The sequence below is a fragment of the Natrinema sp. HArc-T2 genome, assembly GCF_041821085.1.
Classification (GTDB): domain Archaea; phylum Halobacteriota; class Halobacteria; order Halobacteriales; family Natrialbaceae; genus Natrinema.
In genome coordinates, this window is the sequence record NZ_JBGUAZ010000006.1 from 18,981 (window position 1) to 43,970 (window position 24,990).

The window sequence follows — 24,990 nt, forward strand, 5'->3', positions numbered from 1 at the left end:
TAGCACATCCCTGTTGGGGGACGACGGTGGGTCCAACCGACTCCCCGCTCCCCGACAGTAATCCTTACACCTCACGCCGAGTAGACAGGTGTATGCTCGAACTCGCGGATATTCTCGAGGCGCGCGAGCGGGTCAGGGAGACCGCTCGACAGACACCCCTCGAGCACTCACACACCTATTCGGCGATGACTGGGGCCGAGATCTACCTCAAACTGGAGAACTTCCAGCGGACGGGGGCGTTCAAGATCCGTGGGGCGACAAACCGGATCGCGACGCTTTCGGAGGCACAAAAGGACGCCGGTGTCGTCACCGCGAGCGCGGGCAACCACGCCCAAGGTGTCGCGCTTGCAGCCACGCGGTCGGGCGTCGACTCGAAGATCGTCATGCCCGAATACGCGCCGATCTCGAAGGTCAAGGCGACCAAAAGCTACGGCGCAGAGGTCGTCCTCGCCGGCAGAGACTACGACGCGGCCGCCGAACGCGCCCACGAGATCGAACGCGACGAGGGTCGCACCTACGTCCACGCCTTCGACGACGAGTACGTGATGGCCGGCCAGGGGACGATCGGCCTCGAGATTCTCGACGACTGTCCCGACGTCGAAACCGTCGTCGTCCCCATCGGCGGCGGCGGCCTCATCAGCGGGATCGCGACCGCGATCAAAGAGCAACAACCCGACGTGCGTGTCATCGGCGTCCAGGCCGAGGGGGCCTCGAGTGCAGCGCCCTCGCTCGAAAAGGGCGAACGCGTCTCGATCGACGCGGTTGATACGATCGCCGACGGGATCGCGACCCGCAGCATCGGCGAACAGACCTTCCCCCACATTCAGGAGTACGTCGACGAGATCGTCACCGTCTCCGATCCCGAGATCGCCGTCGCGCTAGTCTACTTGCTCGAGCGCTCGAAAACCCTCGTCGAGGGCGCGGGCGCGGTCCCGCTTGCCGCCGTCCTCTTCGAGAAGTTCGACTACGCCGAGGACGAGGTCATCGTCCCCGCCCTTTGCGGTGGGAATATTGATCTCAACACGCTCACCAACGTCATCGTCCGCGGGCTAGTCGAAACCGGTCGCTATCTGAAGATCAGGACCGTCCTGAAAGACCGACCAGGCGCGCTCGAGGACCTCCTTGATATCTTCACTGCCCACCGGGCGAACATCTACGCGATCCACCACGATCGGACCTCCCGCGAGGTCGAGATGAGTGATACGGAAGTCGAGATCGAACTCGAGATGCGCGGCCCCGACCACGTCGATGCGTTCCTCGCCGATCTCCGGGATGCTGGCTACGTGGTCGACGTGCTCGCCTGATACGGTCTGCTGTCACTGGGTCCCGGCACACCCGCATGACGTGGCGGGGGTGTGCCGGACATGACTGACACGAGTCCGTATGCGTGTTTCCGTTCCACCCCGTTTTAAGCCGACACCGGCCGAGGTGGGGACCATGAAGCGTATCATCGAGACCGACGACGCACCCGCCGCAGTCGGTGCCTACAGCCAGGCGACCAGTAACGGCTCGCTGCTCTTTACCGCCGGCCAGATCCCCCTGACGGCCGACGGCGAACTGCTCGACGACGAGCCGATCGCGGCCCAGACTGAACAGGCGCTTTACAACCTCGACGCCATTCTCGACGAAGCCGATGCGTCGTCCGAGGACATCCTCAAAGTCACCGTGTTCCTCGCGGACATCGACGACTTCGAGGCGATGAACGAGGCCTATGCCAACTACTTCGACGACGAGCCACCGGCCAGAAGCGCCGTCGAAGCCGGCGCGCTCCCGAAGGGTGTCGGCGTCGAGATCGAAGCCGTCGCCTCCCTCGAGTGAAGGCGGTGAGCGTCCCGTGAGCGACTTGCTGTCCGAAATACTGGCGTCCGATCCGCGCGCCATGTCGGCCCTGCTGTGGGGACTCGTCGGCTGCCTGTCGGTGCTGGTCGCCGTTCAGGGCTATACGCTGCTCGTCGAACCGCTCGTGACGATCACGCAGGCGCTGGCGGTGGCGTTGCTGGTCGGATCCGTCGTGGCTGGTGGGGCGTACGTGCTCGAGCCACGGCTCGCTGCGTGGGCGGCCAACCGCACGACGGAGTGACCGCATCTCGTAAGGGTTAAACCACGGACGCGGTTATGATGACGTGAGCCAGGATGGCCGAACGGTAAGGCGCACGCCTGGAAAGCGTGTTCCCTTTCGGGATTCAGGGTTCAAATCCCTGTCCTGGCGTTTTTCGAATCCAACACCTGCGAGCGGTGCGTAGCCACGCGAGCGATTCGGATTCGAAAAACGACACACGCAGGATTTGAACGAGAGACGACGTGGTTCGGAAGGTGCAAGCGGCACCTTCCGTCATCCCGAGACGGCGGAGCCGTCTCGAACGACAGCGATCGAACGGAGTGAGATCGACCGTCTTCGCGTGGTTCAAATCCCGTCCTGGTTGTCTTGTGATTCAACACCTGTTGAGCGATACGTAACTTGTGGGCCCCAATCTGTGACCGGCACGGCGCAATGTCGACGCTGGTGTTGGACGTGTGGAAAGGGTAGGGGTACGCGAAGGAGGCGCTGGATTACTGCTCGAGTTCCACGGGAGAATCGGTCGCGATCCAGCAGTGGGGGTCATCCGGATCTCTGAGTTCCAGACTGCCGCTTTGACACACCACCATTTCGTACTGGTCGTCCATGATGACCCATCGACAACTGCATTGGGATGGATTATGGTAACGGGGCCCGTACCGTCCGGTTTCACGACGGTAGGGACTGCATACCGCCCGTGTGCTATGCCGGAGTGCGCGCTCGTCGACGCGGCTCGAGCGGACAACCTTTGCCGTCACGACCCGATGGGTTGGCTATGTGTGGTCGCTACACGCTCGTTGTCGAGCACGACACGCTCGAGGCGCGGTTCAATGCCCGATTTCGCGAGGATGGGTCCGAGTCGGGTTTCAGCCCGCGCTACAACATGGCACCGGGACAGGCACTGCCGGTGATTACGAACGCCGAGCCGGAGACGATTCGACGGCTCGAGTGGGGGCTGGTGCCGTCGTGGGCCGACGACGACAGCGGCGGGCTGATCAACGCACGGGCCGAGTCAGTCGCCGAGAAGCCGAGTTTTCGAGGTGCCTACGAGCAACGGCGGTGTCTCGTTCCCGCGGACGGCTTCTACGAGTGGGTCGAGACTGAGAACGGGAAACAGCCCTACCGAGTCACTTTCGAGGGCGATCGGGTGTTCGCGATGGCCGGCCTCTGGGAGCGCTGGGAGCCGGAAACGACCCAGACCGGCCTCGACGCCTTCGGTGGCGGTGTTGACAGTGAGACTGATACCGGCCCACTCGAGACGTTTACCATCGTGACGACGGAGCCGAACGACCTCGTCGCGGACCTCCATCATCGGATGGCGGTGATTCTCAAGCCTGACGCCGAGGAGCAGTGGTTGACTGGCGAGGCCGGCCACGACGTGCTCGAGCCGTATCCGACCGCCGAGATGCGAGCCGATCCGGTGTCGACGGCGGTGAACGATCCGTCGACCGATGAGCCCTCGCTGATCGAGCCGGTCGAAACGGTCTGAGTACCTCCGTCGCGGTCCACGACGGGGGACCCGTCCCGTCGGCGACGACCGTTCCGTTCCAACGAATATATGGTTTAGGCTTACCTAATTCTCGCCAATGAAGCTGACCAGGCGAGACGCGGTTGCCGCGCTGGCCGCACTCGGTGTCGGTGGGACGCTGTCGGGCTGTGTAGCCCCACCCGGATCCGAGCCGGTCGACGTCGATTGGCTCCGTGAGACGCTGGTCGCGGCCGCCGACGTCGTCTATCCGAGCGAAGTCTCCGGTACGTCGACGTTCGTCGAGGCATTCCTCGAGGGCCGACTCGAGGACCCGACACACGTCGCCGGACTGGACGAGACGGTCACGGAGCTGGATGACAACGCGACGTTCTGGTACGACGAGCCGTTTGCGGCGCTGTCGGTTACGGACCGCGAGCAGGTGCTTCGGAATCTCGATGTGGACACCGCCGACGAGGATCCAACCGGAACGACGAGCGAACGAGTCCGCTACTACGTGGTCAACGATCTCTTGCTGGCGCTGTATGCCTCACCGACGGGCGGGGAACTGGTCGGCATCGAGAACCCGCAGGGGCATCCCGGCGGGCTCGAGAGCTATCAACGGGGGCCGAACGCGTGAGCTGGGATCGACCGCCCGCCGAGTCGGCGGCGCCAGCGACCGACGTGGACGCCGACCGTACTCCTGTTTCGGACGCCGACGTCTGTGTGATCGGCGCGGGGCCCGCGGGCGGACTCGTCGCGGATCGCCTCGCCGACGCCGGTCGCGAGGTCGTCGTGCTCGAGGCCGGACCGCGGTTCGACCCAGCCGATAGACTCGCTAGACAGGAGCGGGCGATCCGCCCGGCCTACGACCGGCCGGACGTCTGGGACAGCGATCCGGAGCGCGACGCCTACGAGGCGTCGGGGGAGTGGTTCTACCCGCTGAACCACGCCCGCTCGAGGGGTGTCGGCGGCTCGACGCTGCACTGGCAGGGGATGGTGATGCGCCTCCATGAGGCTGACTTCAACTCGGCCAGCGTCCGCGGCGTCGGAACCGATTGGCCGATCGACTACCAGGAGCTGCGACCGTACTACGCCGCCGCGGAGCGCGAACTCGGCGTGGCAGGCGCCGACGACAACCCGTTCGCGCCGCCCCGCGAGCGGCCCCATCCGATGCCAGCCTTTCGATCGTCCTACAGTGATTCGCTGTTCGCCGAGGCCTGTGATGACCTCGAGATCGCGATGCACTCCGTGCCCAACGCCCGCAACTCGGAGGCCTACGACGGCCGCGGTGCATGTGTTGGCTACGGCACCTGCCAGCCGGTCTGTCCCTCGGGCGCGAAGTACGACGCGACAGTCCACGTCGAACGCGCCGAGCGAAAGGGTGCGACGGTGATCGATCGCGCGCCAGTCCAGCGCCTCGAGCATACGGTCGACGCGATCGAGGCAGCGGTCTACGCGACGCCCGACGACGAGGAACACCGACAGGAAGCCGACGCCTTCGTGATCGCCTGTGGCGGCGTCGAGACGCCGCGCCTCCTCTTGCTTTCGGAATCGAGCCACTATCCCGACGGGCTGGCCAACTCGAGCGGTCTCGTCGGTAACTTCTTCATGGATCACCTGTTCGCCGGCACAGGTGGCGTTCTCGACGAACCCACCCGGCAGAACCACGTCGGCTTTCTCACGAGCGAGTCCCACCAGTTCTACGACGAGGCCGATGAGGAATACGCCCCGTTCAAACTCGAGTTTTTCAACTACGCTGGCCCTTCCCCAGTGGGGATGGCGCTGACCGGCGACGACTGGGGCGACGACTTGCTCGCACGACTCCGGTCGGAGTACGGTACCCACATCGGGATGGGCGGCCTCGTCGAACAACTCCCCCGCGAGGACAGCTACATCGGGCTCGACGCGTCGACGACAGACGATCACGGCAATCCGGTTCCGGACGTCCACTGGAACGTGGGTGAGCGAGCGTTGCGAACCATCGAGCGCGTCAACGAGATTCAGGAACGGGTTCTCGACGAACTCGGCGCGGAGATCACCTGGCAGGTCGGCCCCGAGAACACGGGGCCGGCGTATCACCACATGGGGACGACTCGGATGGGTGACGACCCAACGGAGAGCGTCGTCGGGCCCGATCTGCGAACCCACGACCTCGAGAACTGCTGGATCGCCTCGAGCAGTGTCTTCCCGACCGGCGGGGCGATGAACCCGACACTAACGATCGCGGCACTGGCGCTGAAGGCCGCGGAACACGTCCTCGAGCGACTTTAGTGTCCATTGCTTTCGACCCATTCTGTTTTAGGCAAACCTAAAACTATAAATGTAGCCGGCGGCGAGTACCGCCAATGAGTACCGGGGAACAGCCCGAGATGACGGACAGACACGAGGACGAGTACACCTTCGACGACGTCAGCGTCGTCATGGGAACCTACAACGAGGAGGCAGCGATCGGCAAAGTACTCGCGGACATCGAGGAGGTTACCGACGGCAAGGCGGAGGTCGTCTGCGTCGACGGCTCGTCCGACCGGACGCCCGAAATCGCCCGCGAGCACGGCGCGACGGTGATCGAGCAGGAGCCACAGGGGTACGGCGTCGCCGTCCACGCGGCGATCACGGAGCCCGATCGACCGATCGTCGTCACCACTGATTGCGACGACACCTATCCGATGGAGCAGTTGCCCGAGTTCCTCGAGTTGATCAACCAGGGCTACGACGTGGTCAGCGGCGATCGGCTGTACCACGGTGCCGAGGCGATGCCGGCGTTCAACCGCTTTGGCAACCACGCCTTCGCCGCGCTCGCGAGTCTCCTGATGGGGACTCGCGTCCACGACACCACGACTGGGATGCGCGCCTACCGACGCGAAGTCGTCGAGTCGATCGAGTGGACCGAAAACACTGGCCTCTCGGCCGAACTGCTGATCCGACCGCTGATGCGAGGTTACGACATCCGCGAACATCCCATCGAGTACCGCGAACGTGCCGGCGAGACGAAGCTGGATCCGTTGCAAGGCGGTGCCGAGATCGCTAGATCGATCGTCAAAGTCTCGCTCGAGGAACGACTTCGAGAACTCCCCCACGAGCCGACACAGCAGTAGTCGCCGATCGTCTTTCGTTTTCGACGGGTAGCGACAGTTCATCGCGTCCCCGCTGAGCCGTAGATCGAATCTATCCGTTCGCGTCCGGAACGGTGAGCTCGGTCCGGACGAACAGGCCATCCGGGGACTGATCGGGAACGTACGCCGCTTCGCCGCCACAATCCCGAATGGAACTGCACCGTTCGACTCTGGGTGTGAGTGCCCGGACGGTGTCTCCCTCCGTGCGAACCGGCAGCTCGAGTCGGTAGCTGAAACTGCTGCCAGGCCCTTGATCGACGAACACGCTCACGACGATGTCGTCCCGGTCGTCGATAGGGAGCGACTCGTTGCCGTCCCAGGTTGCCCCGTGGACGCGCACGGCCTCGTCGGTGACGGTCAGCCGAGCGGGCGTCCGTTCCGAGACGTTCGCAGCGACGGCGGTGGCGCTGGCGTCGTCAGTCGTGACGGTCATCGTGACTCCCGTGGCTGTCGGTGGGACGCCGACCGTGGTGTTCAACTCCACCGCGGAGCCGGAAACGTGCTCGACCCGCTGGAGCCGCGACGCCTGTGGCGAATCGGCATGGGGTGCCCAGGCACCGCGATAGGCGAGGCGGTACAGCGACCGGTCGGGATACGCGTCGACGACGGCGAACGGCCGCTCGTCGAGGGCGTACACCCGTTGGCCGTCGATGTCCGGATCGTTACGAAGCGCTTGGAACGGATGGGCGAGCCAGTCGCCGTACGGCGTCGGGAGGAAGACGAGCGCTCGCTCGGACGGGCCGTCCTCGAGCGGCGCGTAGACCTCCTCGTAGGTGTCGGTCACGGCCGCGTTCCGATCGATTTTCTCGTCGAAGGTCGTCGCCGTCACCCCGCCGATCGCAAGGGCGCTCACGAGCAGCGCTGCGACGAGCGCCACACGTGCGGTCTGCGGTGCCAGCCGCTGGTCGGCCAGCCGGCGAGCCCCGGCGGCCAGTGCTAGCGCGCCGACGGCGCCAAAGGCCGCGACCGGGACCAGCAGATCGAAGTGGTAGTACGGGCCGTGGGTGGCGATCAGGCCATCGCCGGCGCGCTCGAGGTTCCCGAGGATGTTGAAATTCCCCCAGAAGAAGACGTTGCCGACGGGGACGGTGATGAACAGTCCGGCGAGGATGCTCTCGCGAGGCGAGAGTCCGCGTCGGAAAGTGACGCCGACCCCGACGGCGGCGACGGCTGCGCCGAGAATACCGCCTGCGATCCACTCGGTAACGAACTGCGCGAGCACTCGTGCGTTCGCGCGCAGCGCCAGCTCGATCGTATAGTCGATCTCGTGGGCGAGGATCTGGCGCTGCCCGAAGCCGAGCCCGTCCAGCGGCGCGAACGCCTCGTAGGGGAACACCAGTGGCGAGCCGGTCACGGTCGCGTTGTAGGCCAGCGCGAGCCCGACGCCTGTCAGCCCGAACGCCGCCGTCGCGAGCTGTCGAGGGAGGACGGCTCGCGGCTCCTGAACGAGGGTCCAGCACGCGTGGACAATAAACGGCGTCGCGAACAACACCGCAGTGTACGGTCGCGCGAAAAAGGCCAGGCCGATCGCCGCGCCGGCCGCCCCGGCAACGCGCCAGTCGCCGGTTCGGTCGGCCCGGAGGTAGCCGTAGGCAAACGCCAAGTTGAGCATCGTCGTCGGCGCGTACGGCAGGAAGACAGCCGAGTCGATCACAAAGAGCGGCGAACAGAGCACGATCACGGCGGCCGCGATACCGGTCTGTCGGTCGAACACCTCGCGAACGACCAGAGCAACGAGCGCGATCGTCGCGGCGGCGACGCCCGCGAGCGCGAGTCGAGGGCTACCGACGAACTTCCCGAGCGCGAAGATGGCCGCGGGGACGGGCGCGTATTTCGGATAGAGCCGGCTACCGTCGTCGACGAAGAACCAGGGACGAAAACTCTCCTCGACGGGCGGGCGGATGAACAGTTGCCCCTCGAGCAGCATCGCTGCCTGCTGCAGATAGACGCCCTCGTCGTGATTGAGCGAGTGATACGGAAACGTTCGCGTCGCGAGCAGCCAGACCGCAAGAGCGCCAGCGAGGGCGAGAGCGACGACCGCCGCCCGCCACGGTCGTCGTCTCATGGGTCGGTCGTCACGGTGGGTTCATCGGCCATCCTGTGCGAGCATGACGGCCATCGACAGACCCGAGATGGCGACCAAGACGAGCGCTGGAACCGCTGCCTGTCCGTACAGGCCGGCCTCCTCAACCTCCCAGATGTAGGTCACGAGCGTCTCGAAGCCAAGCGGGCGCAGCATCAGCGTCGCGGGCAGTTCTTTCATCGTCGTGAGAAAGACGAGCGCGGCCCCCGCTGCCACTCCCGGCAGGATCAGCGGCAGCGTCACCTTTCTGAACGTCCCCAGCCGTGACCGCCCCAGCGTCCGGGACGCTTCAACGAGCTCCTGGTCTACCTGCAACGTCGAGGTCTTGATCGAGCCGATCGCCTGGGGCATGAAGCGAACGACGTACGCAAAGACCAGCAACGGCACCGTCTTGTAGATCGCCGGCAGGACGTCGAGGCTAAAGCTGAGCAACGCGATCGCCAGCACGATCCCGGGCGTCGCATAGCCAATATAGGGCGCGCGGTCGGCCAGCGCTGCCAGCCGCGAATCCGATGTCGCAGACGCGAGCGCGATCGGCAGCGCCACGAGGATCGAGACGCCAGCAGCAAGCACGGCGACGTACGCCGAATTGAAGCCGTACTCCCAGCTGAACGTCAGTCCACCGCCCTGATAGCCCGGCCCGCCCGCCGTCAGCCACGTCCCGAATATCGCGATCGGGAGGACGATCGCCAGCAACGCGATGGCGGCCGGCAACAGCAACACCACGTATCGCCAGCTCCCGAGCTCGAGGTCGGCGTTCCCGCGATGGCCACTGCTTTCGTACGCTCCCGACTCGTCGACGCCGATCCGTGACTCGAGTGCGAGGACGATCGCCGTCACCGTCAGTAACTGCAGCGAGAGCAACGCTGCGTAGTCACGGGCAAAGGCGTTGTACCGTGCATAAATGAACTGCGTGAACACCTCGACGCGCATAATGTTTGGCGTGCCGAAGTCCGCGAGGGCGTACAGTGCAACGAGCAACGCCCCGGCAGTGATTCCCGGGAGAATCTGCGGGAGGGTGATCCGGCGAAACGCCGTCCAGCGGCCGGCGTTGAGCGTCCGCGCTGCCTCCACGAGCGAGCCGTCGAGTGACAGCAGCGACGCGCGCGTCGTCAGAAACACATACGGATACGTATACAGCGTCAGGACGAACGCCGCGCCAGCGAACCCGTAGACCGACGGAATCGACTCGATGCCAAGCGGCGCGAGGAGATCGGCGAGTTCGCCCTGCGGCCCGAACGCCGACACGAACGCGAACGCACCGAGATAGCTCGGCACCGCAAGCGGCAGCGCCGCGAGGACGGTCCAGAACCGGGGGAACGGAATCGATCCCTGAACCGTGATCACCGCGAGCGGAACGCCGACGAGGACGCTCGCCCCGGTGACGATCGCCACGAGCGCGACGCTTCTCACCAGTACCTCGAGCGTCTGGGGGGCAACGGCGAGCTCGAGTGCTCGATCGCCGAGTCCGACGGCGTCGACGGCCAGCCAGAGTAGCGGCAGTACCAGCACGGCTGCGATGGCCGCAGCAAGCAGGGTGAGTCCGACATCGGTTGCCCCGCTGTCGTCGCCGGTTGCGCGCCCGACAGTCCGTGCGACCAAGCCGCGGATCGTCATCCTGAGACGCCAGCGTCGTCCATCAGGTCAAGCGTCGGTTCCAGATTCGAGAGCTCCGCGAGGTCGATATCTGGTGGACTCAGTTCGTCGATCGTCGGGAGCCCGCCGACCGGAGCGACGCCGCTGATCATCGGGTAGGCAAAGCTGACCGTCGCGAAGAACTCCTGTGCCTCGGCGGAGAGCAGGTGACGGACGAAGTTGTCGACCAGTTCACCCTGCTGGGTTCCCTTGACTTTCAGTGCGCCGGCGACGTTGATCAGCGCGCCGGCGTCGCCTTCGGTAAAGGCCAGATCGACCGGCGCGTCCGGTCGTCCGTTTTTGACACGCATCGCGTAGTAGTGGTTTGCAAACCCAGCCGTCAGCGCCCCGTCGGCGACCGCCTGCGAGACGGCGAACTCGTTGCCGCGGCGCTCGGTGCCGGCCTCTTGCATGTCGACGAGCCACTGGCGGGCCGCATCTTCGCCCTCGATCAGCCGCATGGCCGTCACGAACGATTTGAACGCGCCGTAGGTCGGTGCCCAGCCCATCGTTCCCTGCAGGGCACTGGTCTCGGGGAACTCTTGGACGGTCGACGGAATGTCCGACGCGCTCAACTCGTTCGTGTTGTACGGGACGGCGCGTGCACGCCCGGCGATGCCGGCCCACGCGCTGTCGTCACCGACGAACTGACTGTTCCCCACCGGCCCGGTCGCTGCATCGGAGAGCGGTTCGTAGGCGTCGTTTTCCGCGACGAACCCGAGCGAGCTGGCGTCGATCGACCAGAACACGTCCGCCTGCGTCGCACCGGCATCGACCTCTTCGACGATGGTTTGGGCCAGCGACGACGACGAGTTGGAGTTGGAGTGGACGGTGAAATCAGGATAGATGTTCTGGAGCATCTCCACGAAGTCGTAGTAGATGCCACCCTCGCCGCCACCGATATAGAGGGCGAGGTCTCCGGAGAGATCCGGAAGCTCCTCGATGGACGTCCCACCCGGTGCGGGACGCCCTTCGACCAGTGCACCCGAGCCCCGAAACTCCGACAGCGATGGGATCTCGACGTTTTGCCCGTTGTCGAACAGTCCCAAACAGCCCGCAAGCGAGGCGACGCCGAGTGCAGACCCAGCCTGCAACGCGCTCCTGCGAGACAGCACGCGTGTTCCGCTATCGTCCCTATCGTTGTTCATATTTGTTTTAGGCTAACCTAAATCCTTATAGTTGACGGTTCAATCGTCAGCAACGACGTGTGCGCTGTCGGCCTCGAGGCCGACTTCCGACCGGAGCGTCGACAGACACTCGAGCCACTCGAGCATGTATTCGCCGACGTAGTTGAAGAACGCACCGTTGTTGTACGACGACCAGTCACCGTCGGCGAGTTCGTGGCCCATCGCCTCGAAGACCTCGGCATAGGTGTCGGCGTCCGCGCCCGCCTCGTCAATTACCTGCCAGAGGTGTTCGTTCAGCTCGAGGCCCGGTACTTCGTTGTTGAGGTCGTCGAAGGTGCTGCGCGGGGCCTTGTTGTGCTCACACAGCGGCGCGCCGTTGTAGATGCGCTTGCCGAGCACGTCGCAGGCGCGCTTGAGGAAGACGCCCGACCAGATGTCGTCGAACCGGCCAACGTCCCACTCGTTGTCGTCCATCGGGAGCTGGTAGAACGCGGGGATCACTTCCCGGCGGAACGCAAGGTTCATCGAGCAGACGGTGAGGTAGTTGTCGCGTGCGGCGACGAAGTCGTCGCCGAAGTCCTCGGCTGTGGTCCGAGTCTGTGCTTGGCCCTCGAGATCGCCGTCCATGAGGATGCGAACGGCATCCAGATCGGGGACGTTGGTCCACAGGCCCTGCGAGGCGACGACCGAGCCGCCCTCGATCTCGGTCGTGTCGGTCTCGACGGTCTCGTCCATCGCCGAGTAGGGATAGCCACGCGGATAGAGGCCGTGCTCGTCGGCGTTCTGATAGAGAACGTTGACCCACTGCTCGTCGGAGGCGACTTCCTCGATCTCGCCCGCAAAGGCGAGGTTCTCCATGTGCGTGCCGAAGAAGTCCTCGTCGTCGTGGGGCAGGGTGTCGTCGTCGATGAAGAAGCCGTAGTCGAACTCGTCGTGGACCCACATGTAGAGCAGCCCGAAGCTCGTCTCGGCGTGACTCGCTGCCGGGACGACATGGCCGTACTCGGCGACGCCGTGATCTTCGTACCACTCCTCGCGCCGACTGCCGTCGAAGACCTCGCCGGAGACGCCTTCCTCGGCGAGCATCGCTTCCATCGCGTCGGTCTCACAGAAGTCCTCGGTGACGAGGACGACGTGGAGCCGCGAGAGGTCGAACCCGTGCTCGCGGGCGTTTTCGAAGTACGAGCGCATGCACTCGTATTCCCTGATCGTGGGGACGATAACACAGATGTCCTGACTCATTGCTCCACTATCTTTTAGGCTCGCCTAAAACACTACCGGTTTCTCGCGTCGCCTCCGGCCCCGCCGTCGCGTCCGATAGCGACAGGCCGAGCCAGGCACCCGCGCCCACACCGCCGAGCAGCGTCACGCCGTTTTTGAGCGCGTGATCGACGATCGCCGCGGCCAGGGCTACGCTCGCGCCAACCGGCGTCAGTCCGACCACGAGCGCCGTAAACGCCGCCTCGTAGAGCCCGACGCCACCCTGGGAGAGGGGCAACACCTTCGCGAGGTTGCCCACGCTGACCGCCAGCGTCCCGACCGAGAGCAGCGTCCCGAACGCGAGTTCGTTGCCAAGCGCCGCGAGCACGAGGATCGCCGTGAGCACGTCGAGCGACCACACCAGCAGGCTCCCGGCACCGATCGTGGCCAGCGCTCGCGGCTGGCGCGCGACGACCTGCACGTCACCTGCGAACTGGACGGCGGCCTCGAGAACGCCCTCGAGCCACGGCCACTCTCGTCCCTGTACCCGGAGCCACGCGCCGAGCCCGTGGTCAGCCCGTGCGGACGTAACGACGACGGCACCGACACCGACGGTCGCCGTACTCACGGCTGCTGCGGCCAGCAGAGCGGTCCGTGCACCGTCGGCCTCGGCGACGAGCTCGAGCGGGCCGGTCTCGCCGCCGATCGCGAGCCACGCCGCCGCGAGCACCGCGATCGCCGCGATCGTCGACAGGTCGAACAGCCGTTCGACAGTCAACGATGCGAATCCGGCAGCGTAGGGCACCGCTCGCTGACGGTTCATCACGTAGGCACGCACCGCATCACCTGCTCGGGCTGGTATCGCGAGGTTGGCCGTTTGGCTGACGAAAACGGCAGTCGTCGCAACGACGGTACCGCTGCGGTGATCCATCGCTGCGAGTACGTCGCTGTACCGTCGGCCCCGAAGCGGCCACGAGACGACGTAGACGGCGATCGCCGCGCCGAGCAGGCGTGGATCGGCGCTCGCGATCTCGGCAGCGACGGTCGAGACGTCGAGTTCACGAAGGGTGACGAGCAGACCGAGCACCACCAGTGCCGTCCCGGCGATCGTCAGTCGGCGACGGGTCAGGACGTTTGTGATCCCGCGACTGTCGGAGCCACTAGCGCCAGTCGATGCCGGTTCGTCGCCCTCGTCGGTCATGTACGAACCCTCGCGACCACAGATATTTAAGCCCACCTAAAACTCGACCACACCGGCATACTGACCGTTCTCGAGGAGACTTTCGCTAGCCGGAATCGGGAAACTGTCCTGCTCAGCGCAGTTCGTCGATGAGTTCGCGCGTCGACTGGCGTACCGCCTCGTCGCTCGAGTAACGTGGCTCCCAGCCCAGCGCCGCGAGTTTCTCGATCGAGAGGCGCATCTTCGGGACATCGCCGGTCCAGCCGCGCTCGCCGCCGGTGTACTCGTGTTCGGGATCGACACCCAACTCGTCGGCGACGATCGCGGCGATCCGGTCGACCGAAGTCGTCGTCCGCGTCCCGAGGTTGTAGGTGTTCATCGCATCGTCGGCGTTGTCGACGACATGGAGCATCGCATCCAGACAGTCCTCGATGTGCAGATAGGACTTCTCCTGACGACCGTTGCCCAGAATCGTCAGTCGCTCAGGATCGTCGAGCAACTTCTCGATGAAGTCGGGAATCACTGCCCCGCGCAGGCGCGGGCCGACCACGTTCGCAAAGCGGAAGTTCCAGACAGTCAGGTCGTGGCTGTGGGCCCGTGCCGAGAGCAGCCCCTCGTCGGCCAGTTTGCTCGCGCCGTAGGCGCTGATCGGCTCGAGTGGCGCGTAGTCCTCCGGCGTCGGCCGCGGCGCTTCACCGTAGACCGTCGAGGAGGAGGTGTAGGCGATCTCGGTCACGCCGGCGTCGGCCATCGCCTCGAGAATGTTCCGGGTCATCCGCGTGTTGTCGTCGAACTGGCCGTGTGGCCGATCGGTGTCGACGTGTTTCGACGCCGCGAGGTGGAAAACGAGGTCGATATCGGCGAGCTGGCCGTCCAGGGCGTCGGGATCAGTGAGGTCGGCCTCGAGAAAATCGGCCCCGTCGGGGATGCGATCGCGGTCGCCGTTCGAGAGGTCGTCGACGATGGTGACGTCCGCACCGTCGGCGAGCAGCCGCTCGGTCAGGTGCGACCCGATGAATCCGGCACCGCCTGTGACGAGTACGTGTTGGCTCGAGAGTGACATGATCGATGGTTTACCGACGCGATGTTAATCCTGTTGGGTTTCGCCTGAGTCGGCATCAGATTCGAACACGGGCGGAAATTCACCGTCTGTGGTGTGGTTCTGTCCAGATTCGCCCCGTCAGAGACAGCCTTTAACACACCACTGGTTGAAGTGAATAAGGGGCGTTCGACACAGAGAGAGCGGGCGTTAGCCAATGATGGGTCGCGACGGACGCCACCAGAGGGGACCGAACTATGGCGACCAGCAAAGCGGAGACCGAGATCGCTGAGGGCGTCCATCGATGCGGGACCTCCCACGTTAACTGGTACCTCATCGAGGAGGACGACGCACTCACCGTGGTCGACACGGGGTTTCCCACCCATTGGCAGCAGTTGTTCGACCGGCTCGCCGCGATGAACTATGGGCTCGCCGATATCGAGGCGTGTCTATTGACCCACGCTCATCCCGATCACATCGGGTTCGCTGAGCGGCTGCGCGAACAGGCTGACGTACCGGTGTTGCTTCACCCGGCGGAGAGACAGCGGGCTCGAGACGGCGGCGACCCACCGCTCGGCGGATTCGCAAAGAATCTCTGGCGGCCAGCGATCGTGCGATATTTCATCGAGATCGTCCGATCAGATGGCACCTCGATTCCGCCGGTAACGGCGGTTGAACCGATCGCTGACGGGAGCGAACTTGACGTGCCGGGACACCCGCGGGCGATTCACGTCCCCGGCCACACGGACGGCGAGCTGGCGTTCTATCTCCCTGACCGCGACGTGCTCTTCTGTGGGGACGCACTTGCCACGGTCGACTTCGAGACGTTGCAGGGCAACACCCCGCAACTCCTCCCACCGTGGCTAAACGTCGACCACGAGCAAGCGCGAGAGTCAATTACTCGCCTCGACTTCCTCGGCGAGGTCGTCCTGTTACCGGGCCACGGGGATCCGTGGACCGGTGACATGACCGAGGCCATCGAACTGGCTCAGAGACGGTAAAATATGGAGATAACTGAAACGGGTCACACCCAATCGCGCAGCCATCGTACGATCAGGTGTGGATTGACTTCCGAGCGGCCACCGTCGAACACCCCACACGAAAGCGCCCTTTCGGGCCGCGGAAATGCGCGCTCTAAAACTCCACTTCGCGGATGCTCCCTCGGTCACGGGGGAGGAGGTCAAGAGCCGCGCTCCGTAGTGTGGTTCCTCGCACGTATCAAAAACTGTCTCTGCAGATGCAAGAAGCGGCCAGTCTGATCGGTTCTTGGGTCAGGATTTCGGACCTGATGGAGCCAGCCACATGCTACGAGGTGGTTCAGTGGATAGCGCCACAGGGAGTGGAGAGCGTCAGTGAGATGTTGACCGGCAACCTTAGACGCCCGTCGAGTACCGCAGAATGCCAGCGAAGCCGCCGAAGGCGTTGTAGAGCTGTTCGCCCTTCTCGAAGTCGGTCGAAATGAACTTCGTCTCGGTGCCGCGCTGTTCAGCGATCTCGATGAGGTGGTCAATGGCGTCCTCGCGGTCCTCGTCGGTCGCCTCGACCTCGGTGCCACACTCGCTACAGGTGTGTGCGGGCGTCGACTTGCGCCGATCGAGTACCTCGCGGTCGGTGTTGCCACACTCGGGACACTCGTAGGTGACGACGTCCTTCCGGAGGTCTTCGCTGATCAGGAGACGGTCGACCGCGCCCATCATCAGATTTCGGCGGGTCTGCTCGAAGCCGTAGGTCGCGAGTTCGCCGGCGTTGAGTTCCTTGAAGAACTCTTCCATCTCCTGTTTGTCCTTCATCACCTCGGCGTCGGCCAAGGCGTCCTCGGCGTTGTCGACCAGATCCTTCAGACCCGACTCGTCGGTGTAGGCGACGTCGAACTTCCCGATGACGTTATCCTGAATCTCGTGGTGGAGGTAATCGCCATCCAAGAACTCGTCTTTGGTCGGTGAGGGACCGCCAACGAGAATCCCGTCGAGTTCGTGGCGTTTGGGGACGAACAGGTCGTTTGCCATCCCCGCGACCTCCTGATAGAAGTTGTCGATGGCCTCGAGGCGCAGGCGGGCGAATCGCTGGGCGGACTGGCCACCTTTGCGCTGCTTGCCGGGGACGAGCGAGGAGGCTGACTTGACCGGTTCGATGCGTTTGCCTTTCAGCCAGCCGACGTTGGCCTCGCGGCGGTCGAGGACGATGAGGCCGTACAGGCCCTTGTCGGCGAGCATCTCCTCGAGCGGTTCGGTGAGGAATTCGGAGTCGCAGTGATAGCGGAACGACTCGACGGGCTGGGGTGGGCTCTCCAGGACTTTGGTGACCATGTCAGTGCGACCGCCGCCGGAGTCGACGGCCCCCGAAAACAGCACGATGCCGTTTTCCGGTGGATAGGTGTCGTAGTAGCGCAGCCGGTCTTTGATGCTGGTCAGCGCGTCTTGGACGGCTGTGCGGGTCTGTTTTGACTTGATGTTGGCCGCTTCGCTGTGTTCTTGCGTGACGTGCTGTACGACATCACTGATCTGTCTGTCCTCCGGAATGTAGATCGTCACGAGCTGCGTTCCGGAGCCGTCGAAGTCTTTGAGATCTTCGAGAACCTTCCGGAACTCGTATTTCTTCCGGTCGGATTGCTCCTGCTCGCCCTCCTGGCTCATTACCCGTATAAAACAGTGCTGTGGGTAAGAATCCTTTGACACACCTGCCGACTGGCACCGAGTGCCGGTCACTGTCACCGTCGTATACATGTCGGCTGTGTAGTGAGACGGCGGAAGTGTGGTCACGATTTAAGGTGGTGCCGTTCTAGGAACCGAACAGTATCCGACTATGTCTCAGGAGACGGTATATGCCATCGCGAGCGGAAAGGGCGGTGTCGGGAAGACGACGACGACGGTGAACCTCGGGACGGCCCTCGCGGAGGCCGGCGAGCGCGTCGCCATCGTCGACACCGATCTCGGCATGGCGAACCTCGCCGGGTTCGTTAGCCTCTCCCCCGACTCGACCACCCTACACGACGTGTTAGCCGGAGTTGCATCGACCGACGACGCTACCTACCAACTGGCGGACAATATCGTCGCCATTCCGAGTGGCACGAACCTCGACGATTACGCCGAAACGTCCCCCGAACGACTGCGTGACGTGGTCGCTGACCTCCGATCCCAGTTCGACTATGTCTTCCTCGATGTCGGCGCGGGCATCAGTCACGAAACCGTCTTGCCACTGGGTCTGGCTGACGCCGTCGTCCTCGTCTCGACGCCCGAACCCGCGGCGATCCACGACACGAAAAAGACGATCGAGTTGACGGAGCGATCGGGTGGCGACGTTGCCGGACTGGTTCTAACCCGCACCCGACCGGACAGCGATATTTCCCACGACGACCTCGCCGACCGCCTCGAGGTCTCCCTCCTCGGGGCGATCCCCGAAGACCCCGCAGCCCGCGAGAGCGTCTATGCCGGGACGCCGCTGGTCGTCTACGAACCCGACGGCCCCGCTTCGGTCGCTTACCGACAGCTTGCAGCGGAGCTAACTGGCGTCGAGGGTGCGGCCCCGGACACAAGCGGAGAGACAGCCGACGACTCGTCCACGACACAGACACAGGCCGTCGCCACCTCGAGCGACACCGAGTCGACCGACAGCGACGACGGACGGGAGGCAGCACACGACGACGTCTCGAGTGCGATCACGGAAGCCGAGTCCGACCACTGAGACGGGCGGCGGTACCGATGTCCTGGCCAGCCTATAGCGGATCGCGGGGCCGCCGGCACCCACTGACAGATCCGTATACTTCCGACTCCGTTTCGAGCCCCGCCTTCGAACGGGTGGGGAGAGCGGACGGTAAGTGATCCGTTCGCTCGGTGAGGCGTCGTTCGGTGCAACCGTTGCTGTCGAAAGCAGTGATTACCACCCGTTCGTGACGGTCAGTTTGCGGATACAGTTATCCCGGCAGTTGGGTCGACTCGAGGCCGAAGACGCCCGTTTGTCACCCATTTACAGCACAGTTTTACTGTTCGTACTCGGCTGCAACTCTCGGTTGTGACGACAGAAACGGTAACGAACTGATTACTAATCATGATTGTTCTCGATGGGAAGTCCATGGAGCGACGAAAGATCCTCCTCGGCAGTGGCGCAGCGCTCGCAACCGTACTTGCGGGGTGTTCCAGTAACGAGACTGACTCGAGCGGTAACGGCAACGGGTCGTCTGATGGTAACGGCAACGGCAACGGTGACGATACTGGCTCCGATGACAAAGCCGACATCCCGGGCCTCGACCGCGATAAGCTGAAACTCGAGAGCGACAAGATCACGATCGAAGATGTCAACAAAGACGACGACAAGATCGACGTCGTCGCGACGACGACCACGACCGATCCCGAGACGTTGGCCACGGAGCTCGAGTCACTCGGTAACGCCCTCTCGGCGGCGATCACCGACCCGGAGGCGTTCAAAGCGGAAATCAACAGCGTCACCTGGGTGCTCGAGAAGGACGGCACGATGGTGATGCAGTTCTACGTCGACGTCCAGTGGGCGATCGCGTACATCAACGGCGAGATGAGCGAGAACGAGTTCGTTCAGACCGTTCTCGATACCGCCGACGAAACGCCGTAACGACGGGTTTAGCGGCGCTGACACGTTGTTCTTTCGAACGCAGTGACGATCTGCCGTGGATCGCCCGCGGGTACGAAACCGAGAACCGATAGCGGTCGCGATCGCAGACTCGTTACATCGACCGCGGTGCGGCCACGCCCAGAATCGACAGGGCGTTCGCGACCACGTGTTTCGAGGCCGCAACCAGCGCCAGCCGCGCCTCACGGACGTCGGGATCGACATCGTCAGCCAGCACCGGACACTCCCGGTAGAAGCCGTTGAACCGGTCGGCGAATTCGCGCGTGTAGGTTGCGATCCCGTGGGGCTCTAAGTCGTCAGCGGCCTCGTCGACGACCGCCGGGAAGCGTGCGATCGTCTCGAGGAGGTCGCGTTCGGCCTCGGTCGCGAGCAGGTCGGCGTCGACGGCGGTCTCGACGTCGTCCATGCCCGTTTCGGGGTCGATTCCGGCTTCCTCCAAGATGCCACAGCAGCGTGCGTGGACGTACTGGACGTACGGCGCGGACTGGGCCTCGAAGTCGAGCGCGCGGTCCCACTCGAAGGTGATCGCCTTCGTCGGCTGCTTGGAGACGATGTCGTAGCGGACCGCACCGATCCCGACCTGATGGGCGATGCGCTCGATGTCGTCCTCGTCGAGATCGTCGTCACGGATGCGGTCGTCGAGTCGGTCCTCGACCTCCTGTCTGGCGCGGTCGATCGCCTCATCGAGCAGGTCGTCGAGATCGACGCCGGTCCCGCGACGGGTGCTCATCTTCCCTTCGGGGAGGTTGACGTAGGAGTACAGCACCTGCTGGAGGTCGTCAGTGTCGTTGTCCAGCAACTCGAGCGTCGTCCGGATCTGTTTGGCCTGCAGTTTGTGGTCCTCGCCGAGCACCGTCACGGCGCTGTCGTAGTTGTCGAACTTCCACTCGTGGTGGGCCAGGTCGCGGGTCGCGTACAACGAGGTGCCGTCCGAGCGCAGGAAGACGAGGTTCTTGTCGATCCCGTGGTCCTCGAGTTCCAGCTGCCAGGCGTCTTCCTCGTAGACCGCCTCGTCGAGTTCTTTCAGGCGGGCGACGAGGTCGTTGGTGTCGCCGTTGCGCATGAACCGCGTTTCCTTGACGAACTCGTCGAATTCCGCGGGCAGGCGCGCGAGACACTCCGTCATGCCGCCGAGTACCTGATCGACGACCTCGCTGACGCGCTCGTAGGCCTCGTCGTCGCCGGCCTCGAGGCCCTGCATGATCGACTCGATCTCGGCTTCAGCCTGCTCGACCTCGCTTTCGGACGCGTTCTCGAGGTAGGCGTTGCCCTTGCGGTAGTACCGGACGAGATCGTACTCGATACGGTCGCGCTCGGGCTCTTCCTCGAGCTCCTCCTCGTCGAAGGTCTCGTAGGCCCAGGTGAAGACGGCCATCTGTCGACCGGCGTCGTTGACGTAGTAGTGGCGATCGACGTCGTAGCCGGCGAAATCAAGGAGATTCGAGACGGCGTCGCCGATGATCGGGTTCCGTGCGCGACCGACGTGGACCGGGCCGGTCGGGTTCGCGCTCGTGTGCTCGACGACGACTGACTCCTCGCGGTCCGGCAGGGTGCCGTAGTCGTCGTCGGTCGCGTCGGCGAGGGTGTCGGCGAGATATGCGTCGCTCGGCAGGAAGTTGAGATACGGCCCCTGCGTCTGGATCTCGGACACGTAGGTCAGGTCGTCAGCGTCGATCTCGTCGGCGATCTGGCCGGCGACCTGTGGCGGCGCTGCGCCGGCCTCGCCGGCCAGCCGGAACGCCACGCTCGAGGCGAGGACGCTCGCAACGTCGTCCGGCGGTTCTTCGAGACCTAGGTCGTCCGTCGGGAAGTCGAGTGCGGCAAGCGCCCCCTCGAGGGCGTCCTCGACTTCCGCGCGTAGGGAGAGGAACATACCCGCCCGTATTCAGGGCTCGAGTAAAGGAATGTCGGGTTTCGTCTCGAGGACGAGAGTCGGGATAGTTCCGGAGACAGGTCGGATGATTCTGCCATTTATTTTCGTGACCTCTAGCGGATTCGACCGTCATAGATGCTGGCGGTGGTTGCCGTAACGCCAACTGTGAACAGTGGTGCGGTATATCATACCATGTATGGCGGGACCACATGATCGATCCGAGCCTGACGCTGGACGAGTGTTCGAGCGGGTCGACGAACACGTCGAGCAGCGAGATGACTGGGCGCGCCGCCGCCGGAAAGACATCTCAACCGACAAGCAGCTCCTCGTCATCGCGTGTATGGACGAACGGATTCCCGTCGAAGACGCACTCGACATTTCCTTGGGTGACGCCCACATCTTTCGAAACGCCGGCGGCAAGGTGACCGACGACGTCATCCGGAGCGCCGCGTTGAGTACGAACTTCTTCGACACGACGGAAATTATCGTCGTCAATCACACGGATTGCGGGATGATGAGCGCACCGGATGCGGCCATCGTCGACGGGCTCGAGGCCGTCGCTGGCGGGAGCCTCGACGATGTCGATCTCAATCCTGCACTCCCCAGTTTAGCGATCGGCGACGCCTCGATCGCCGAATGGGTCTCTATGACCGACGATATCGACGAGGCGTGTCAGGCCCAAATCGACTATCTCGAGGCCCACCCGCTCGTTCCCGACGAGGTCACCGTCCACGGCTATGTCTACGAAGTCGAAAGCGACGCCCTCCGCCGCCCTGGCGAACGGGTCTCCGAGGAGATCAATACGCGGCGTTCAGAGTAAGATTGTCTCCCCGTCGATTTCTGTCCTCGCCTGTCTCCGAACCTAGCCGAACGAAGAACCGTCGCCGATGTCACTCGAGCAACGCCGCAGCCTCCCGAAACCGCTCGTAATGGACCGGTCGAAAGGTCTCGCCGGAGGCGTCGAACGCCGCTGGCGTCCAGAACCGGGCGTCCGTCGCGTCGCTGCCAGCGATCGGCTCGCCGTCGGCGTCGACCCGGTCGGCCACGTAATGGACTGTCACCACGTGTTTGCCCGTCCGCGGCGGCATCGCTGACGCGGCCAAGATCTCGAGATCGCCGGGATCGACGGCGACACCGGTCTCCTCCTCGAGTTCGCGGGCAGCTGCTTCGGGCGGTTCTTCGCCGGTCTCGATGTGACCGCCCGGGATCGTCCACTCGCCGACGCCTGGTGGAATCCCGCGTTCGACACAGAGCACCGCCGGGTCGGACCGGGCGCGGTCGACGACCGCGACGCCGGCACACGGCACGGGATTGTGCCAGACGATCGCCTCACAATGCGGGCAGCGCATGCGCTCGCGGTCGTCGGCTACTGTCGACTCGAGGCGGCTTCCGCAGTCGGGACAGAACGTCGGCGGTCGGCTGACCATCTATGAACCCGTCAGCACTGACGGATCATAGGGTTTTCAATCCGCTGCCGGTCAGCGGGACGACGATGTCGTCGGCGTCGTCGATGACGCCACGCTCGCGGTAGCGCTCGAGGGCAGCCGGCGCGACCGCACAGGTCGGCTCGACGTAGAATCCGTTGCGATGGAGGCGATCCAGCGTGGACTCGATCGGATCGTCGCCGAGGGCGATCGCGTCGCCGTCGGTCGCCTCGATCGCCTCGAGGATTTGGGTGCCACGTGCGGGTTCGGTGATCTGGATGCCGTCCGCGATGGTCGCCCGGTCGCCGTCGTCATCGGTCGTCTCGCCGCCGAGGGCGGCGACGATCGGGGCGTAGCCGGCGGCCTGTGCGCCAAGTAGGCGGGGCATCCCGTCGACGATGCCGGCCTCGTTGAGCAGCGAAAAGCCCCGGTAGGCGCCCAGAAAGAGCGTCCCGTGGCCGATCGGAAGGACGACGGCGTCGGGGACGGTCCAGCCCTGTTGGGCGGCCACCTCGAACGCGAAGGTCATTGTCCCGGCGTAGAACGCGGGGTTCCAGGCGTGGCTGGCGTACCAGCCCTCGCCGGTCTGGTGTGGGGCGTCGCGCTCGTCGGTCGTGGTCTCGGTGTCGCTCGCATCACCTTCGACAGCCTCGAGACAGGCCGCCGTGACGTCTTCGCGGGTCCCCTCGATGCGAACTGGACGGGCGTCGGCCCGCTGGATCGCCATCAGCTTGGACTGTTTGACGTCCGCCGGGACGTAGATATCCGCCGCGAGCCCGGCACGGGCCGCGTAGGTCGCGATCGACGCGCCGGCGTTGCCCGACGAATCTTCAATGACCTTCTCGACGCCGAGTTCGACTGCTCGCGAGAGCGTCGTCGTCGCGCCGCGATCTTTGAACGAACCCGTCGGGAACACGTACTCGAGTTTGAACTGCGCGTCCCACTCGGGGGCATCGACCAGCGGCGTAAACCCCTCGTAGAAGGTGACGTGCTGTTCGATCGGGAGGAATTCGAAGAACGTCCACAGCCCTTGGCTGGTGTCGAGGTTGTGCAACGGCAGCGGGTCGCCTTGCGGATGGGGTCGTTCAGTAAACTCGAGGGCGTGGCCACAGCCACAGCGCCATGGCTCGTCCGGCCCGGCCGCGTAGACGGCCCCGCAGTCGGGACAGGTGAGGTCAGAGGCCATCTCAGTACTGGCCGATGTCGGTGCCGACCGAGCAGACGTACTCGCCGGTCGCGACCTGCGGGAGGCGTCGTGCACGCCAGAAGATTCCGCCGCTGTCGGCTGTCACCTCGGCTTTCGGTTCGCCGAAGGGAGTCGTCACCGTAAAGATCGTCTCGCCGGGGCGCACCCGGTCGCCGAGTTCCTTTTCCAGCGTGACTAGCCCGCCTGCGGGCGCGCCGTACTGTTCGAAGCCACTGGCACGGGTCTGGGTCTCGAGGGGCTGGTTACCCTCGAGGAAGCCGTAGTGCCGGAGGACGTTGAAGACGCCCTCGACGCCCTTCTGAATGCTCTCCTCGTCCCAGCCGACGGCCCCACCGAGTTCGGGGTCGACGGTCGGGATACCCTCATCTGGGCCTGTCCGGGCGAGCTGGCCATCCGGTCCCTTCTGATCCAAGACGTAGCCACAGCCGAAGGCCTTCGCCAGCTCGAGACACTGGTCGTGGAGGCGGTGGCGTTTCCCACAGCGGACGCGAACCTCGTCTAACATCTGGCTGGTCGACCCCTGATGGAGGTCGAGGATCAGATCTGCCCGGGTTGCGGCGTCGAAAGTTGCGGCGGCGATCCGCTCGCTCGAGGTGCCGGTTTCGTTGCCCGGGTAAGCGCGGTTCATCTTCGTATCGTCGATCGGGTTGCGGTGTTCGGCGACCTGAAACGCGTGGTAGTTGACGATCCCAACGATCAGGATCGTCCCCGAAAGCTCGGCGGGATCCAGTCGCGGGACGACGCGCTGGATGACGCCGACGCCGTTGAGTTCGTCACCGTCGCTGGCCGCCTGCATGTAGAGCGTCTTCCCCGAGGAGGCTCCGTTTACCACTGCGACGGGTAGTCCAACCGAACTCCCGTCCCGGGTTTCGCCGACCTCGAGACGGCCCGTGTCTATCTCGCCGGGCCCCGCGCTCGCCGTTCCGAGCGTCGTCGTCATATGTCCCAGACGTTGAACCCGTTGGCCTTTATACTATCTGTTGTTC

At 64.4% G+C, this 24,990-nt stretch carries 22 protein-coding genes and 1 tRNA gene; 12 read left to right on the forward strand and 11 right to left on the reverse strand.

Going from position 1 to position 24,990, the window contains the following annotated elements; all coding sequences use genetic code 11:
• Positions 1-92: 92 nt before the first annotated feature.
• The 8 genes from ilvA to ACERI1_RS14435 all read left to right on the forward strand — a co-directional run bounded on the left by ilvA (position 93) and on the right by ACERI1_RS14435 (position 6,619).
• The gene (gene ilvA / locus ACERI1_RS14400; RefSeq protein WP_373619045.1) at positions 93-1,304 is read left to right on the forward strand and encodes a threonine ammonia-lyase; all 1,212 of its coding nucleotides are present in this window, start codon (positions 93-95) and stop codon (positions 1,302-1,304) included.
• Positions 1,305-1,437: 133 nt separating this feature from the next.
• Entirely contained in the window at positions 1,438-1,818 is a 381-nt protein-coding gene (locus ACERI1_RS14405) for a Rid family detoxifying hydrolase (RefSeq protein WP_373619046.1), read from the forward strand.
• A gap of 61 nt (positions 1,819-1,879) precedes the next feature.
• Entirely contained in the window at positions 1,880-2,080 is a 201-nt protein-coding gene (locus ACERI1_RS14410) for a hypothetical protein (protein WP_373619368.1), read from the forward strand.
• 47 nt (positions 2,081-2,127) lie between these two features.
• A tRNA-Ser gene (locus ACERI1_RS14415) sits at positions 2,128-2,209 on the forward strand.
• A 622-nt stretch (positions 2,210-2,831) separates the two neighbouring features.
• A complete protein-coding gene (locus ACERI1_RS14420) occupies positions 2,832-3,545 on the forward strand; it encodes an SOS response-associated peptidase (RefSeq protein ID WP_373619047.1) in 714 nt (237 codons plus the stop codon).
• A 97-nt stretch (positions 3,546-3,642) separates the two neighbouring features.
• Positions 3,643-4,161, forward strand: a complete 519-nt coding sequence (locus tag ACERI1_RS14425; protein ID WP_373619048.1) for a gluconate 2-dehydrogenase subunit 3 family protein — start codon at positions 3,643-3,645, stop codon at positions 4,159-4,161.
• The gene (locus tag ACERI1_RS14430; RefSeq protein WP_373619049.1) at positions 4,158-5,795 is read left to right on the forward strand and encodes a GMC family oxidoreductase; all 1,638 of its coding nucleotides are present in this window, start codon (positions 4,158-4,160) and stop codon (positions 5,793-5,795) included. Before ACERI1_RS14425 ends, ACERI1_RS14430 begins: the two co-directional genes overlap by 4 nt.
• Positions 5,796-5,869: 74 nt before the next feature.
• Positions 5,870-6,619: a dolichyl-phosphate hexose transferase gene (locus ACERI1_RS14435; RefSeq protein WP_373619051.1), complete on the forward strand. Its 750-nt coding sequence runs from the start codon at positions 5,870-5,872 to the stop codon at positions 6,617-6,619.
• Positions 6,620-6,689: 70 nt separating this feature from the next.
• Here ACERI1_RS14435 and ACERI1_RS14440 read toward each other — a convergent pair whose 3' ends face one another.
• The 6 genes from ACERI1_RS14440 to ACERI1_RS14465 all read right to left on the reverse strand — a co-directional run bounded on the left by ACERI1_RS14440 (position 6,690) and on the right by ACERI1_RS14465 (position 14,925).
• Entirely contained in the window at positions 6,690-8,702 is a 2,013-nt protein-coding gene (locus ACERI1_RS14440) for an ArnT family glycosyltransferase (protein WP_373619052.1), read from the reverse strand.
• Between the two features lie 21 nt (positions 8,703-8,723).
• The gene (locus ACERI1_RS14445) at positions 8,724-10,337 is read right to left on the reverse strand and encodes an ABC transporter permease (protein ID WP_373619053.1); all 1,614 of its coding nucleotides are present in this window, start codon (positions 10,335-10,337) and stop codon (positions 8,724-8,726) included.
• Positions 10,334-11,503: an extracellular solute-binding protein gene (locus tag ACERI1_RS14450; protein WP_373619055.1), complete on the reverse strand. Its 1,170-nt coding sequence runs from the start codon at positions 11,501-11,503 to the stop codon at positions 10,334-10,336. Before ACERI1_RS14450 ends, ACERI1_RS14445 begins: the two co-directional genes overlap by 4 nt.
• Positions 11,504-11,542: 39 nt before the next feature.
• Positions 11,543-12,724 carry an alpha-1 4-glucan-protein synthase gene (locus ACERI1_RS14455; protein WP_373619057.1) on the reverse strand — a complete coding sequence of 394 codons (1,182 nt, stop codon included), beginning with the start codon at positions 12,722-12,724 and terminating at the stop codon, positions 11,543-11,545.
• A gap of 7 nt (positions 12,725-12,731) precedes the next feature.
• Positions 12,732-13,883, reverse strand: a complete 1,152-nt coding sequence (locus ACERI1_RS14460; RefSeq protein ID WP_373619058.1) for a YbhN family protein — start codon at positions 13,881-13,883, stop codon at positions 12,732-12,734.
• A gap of 112 nt (positions 13,884-13,995) precedes the next feature.
• On the reverse strand, positions 13,996-14,925 hold the full coding sequence (locus ACERI1_RS14465) for an NAD-dependent epimerase/dehydratase family protein (protein ID WP_373619060.1): 930 nt from the start codon (positions 14,923-14,925) through the stop codon (positions 13,996-13,998).
• A 233-nt stretch (positions 14,926-15,158) separates the two neighbouring features.
• Between ACERI1_RS14465 and ACERI1_RS14470 the strand changes: the two genes are divergently transcribed.
• Entirely contained in the window at positions 15,159-15,902 is a 744-nt protein-coding gene (locus tag ACERI1_RS14470; RefSeq protein WP_373619062.1) for an MBL fold metallo-hydrolase, read from the forward strand.
• A gap of 372 nt (positions 15,903-16,274) precedes the next feature.
• Here the strand turns inward: ACERI1_RS14470 and prf1 are convergent, their stop codons facing one another.
• The gene (gene prf1 / locus ACERI1_RS14475; RefSeq protein ID WP_373619064.1) at positions 16,275-17,534 is read right to left on the reverse strand and encodes a peptide chain release factor aRF-1; all 1,260 of its coding nucleotides are present in this window, start codon (positions 17,532-17,534) and stop codon (positions 16,275-16,277) included.
• 169 nt (positions 17,535-17,703) lie between these two features.
• Between prf1 and minD the strand changes: the two genes are divergently transcribed.
• Both minD and ACERI1_RS14485 read left to right on the forward strand, forming a co-directional pair.
• Positions 17,704-18,582 carry a cell division ATPase MinD gene (gene minD, locus ACERI1_RS14480; RefSeq protein ID WP_373619066.1) on the forward strand — a complete coding sequence of 293 codons (879 nt, stop codon included), beginning with the start codon at positions 17,704-17,706 and terminating at the stop codon, positions 18,580-18,582.
• 387 nt (positions 18,583-18,969) lie between these two features.
• Positions 18,970-19,482, forward strand: a complete 513-nt coding sequence (locus ACERI1_RS14485) for a hypothetical protein (RefSeq protein ID WP_373619067.1) — start codon at positions 18,970-18,972, stop codon at positions 19,480-19,482.
• A gap of 112 nt (positions 19,483-19,594) precedes the next feature.
• Here the strand turns inward: ACERI1_RS14485 and argS are convergent, their stop codons facing one another.
• The gene (gene argS, locus ACERI1_RS14490; protein WP_373619068.1) at positions 19,595-21,373 is read right to left on the reverse strand and encodes an arginine--tRNA ligase; all 1,779 of its coding nucleotides are present in this window, start codon (positions 21,371-21,373) and stop codon (positions 19,595-19,597) included.
• Positions 21,374-21,569: 196 nt separating this feature from the next.
• Here argS and ACERI1_RS14495 point away from each other — a divergent pair, with 196 nt between their 5' ends.
• Complete coding sequence (locus ACERI1_RS14495; protein ID WP_373619069.1) at positions 21,570-22,193, forward strand: beta-class carbonic anhydrase; 624 nt, start codon at positions 21,570-21,572, stop codon at positions 22,191-22,193.
• Positions 22,194-22,263: 70 nt separating this feature from the next.
• Here the strand turns inward: ACERI1_RS14495 and ACERI1_RS14500 are convergent, their stop codons facing one another.
• The 3 genes from ACERI1_RS14500 to ACERI1_RS14510 are packed head-to-tail and all read right to left on the reverse strand — an operon-like array spanning position 22,264 to position 24,944.
• Positions 22,264-22,800 (reverse strand): NUDIX domain-containing protein, encoded by a 537-nt coding sequence (locus ACERI1_RS14500; protein WP_373619071.1) that lies wholly within the window; start codon positions 22,798-22,800, stop codon positions 22,264-22,266.
• Positions 22,801-22,825: 25 nt separating this feature from the next.
• Complete coding sequence (locus tag ACERI1_RS14505) at positions 22,826-23,983, reverse strand: threonine synthase (protein ID WP_373619074.1); 1,158 nt, start codon at positions 23,981-23,983, stop codon at positions 22,826-22,828.
• A gap of 1 nt (position 23,984) precedes the next feature.
• Positions 23,985-24,944 carry a succinylglutamate desuccinylase/aspartoacylase family protein gene (locus ACERI1_RS14510; protein ID WP_373619076.1) on the reverse strand — a complete coding sequence of 320 codons (960 nt, stop codon included), beginning with the start codon at positions 24,942-24,944 and terminating at the stop codon, positions 23,985-23,987.
• Positions 24,945-24,990 lie beyond the last annotated feature (46 nt).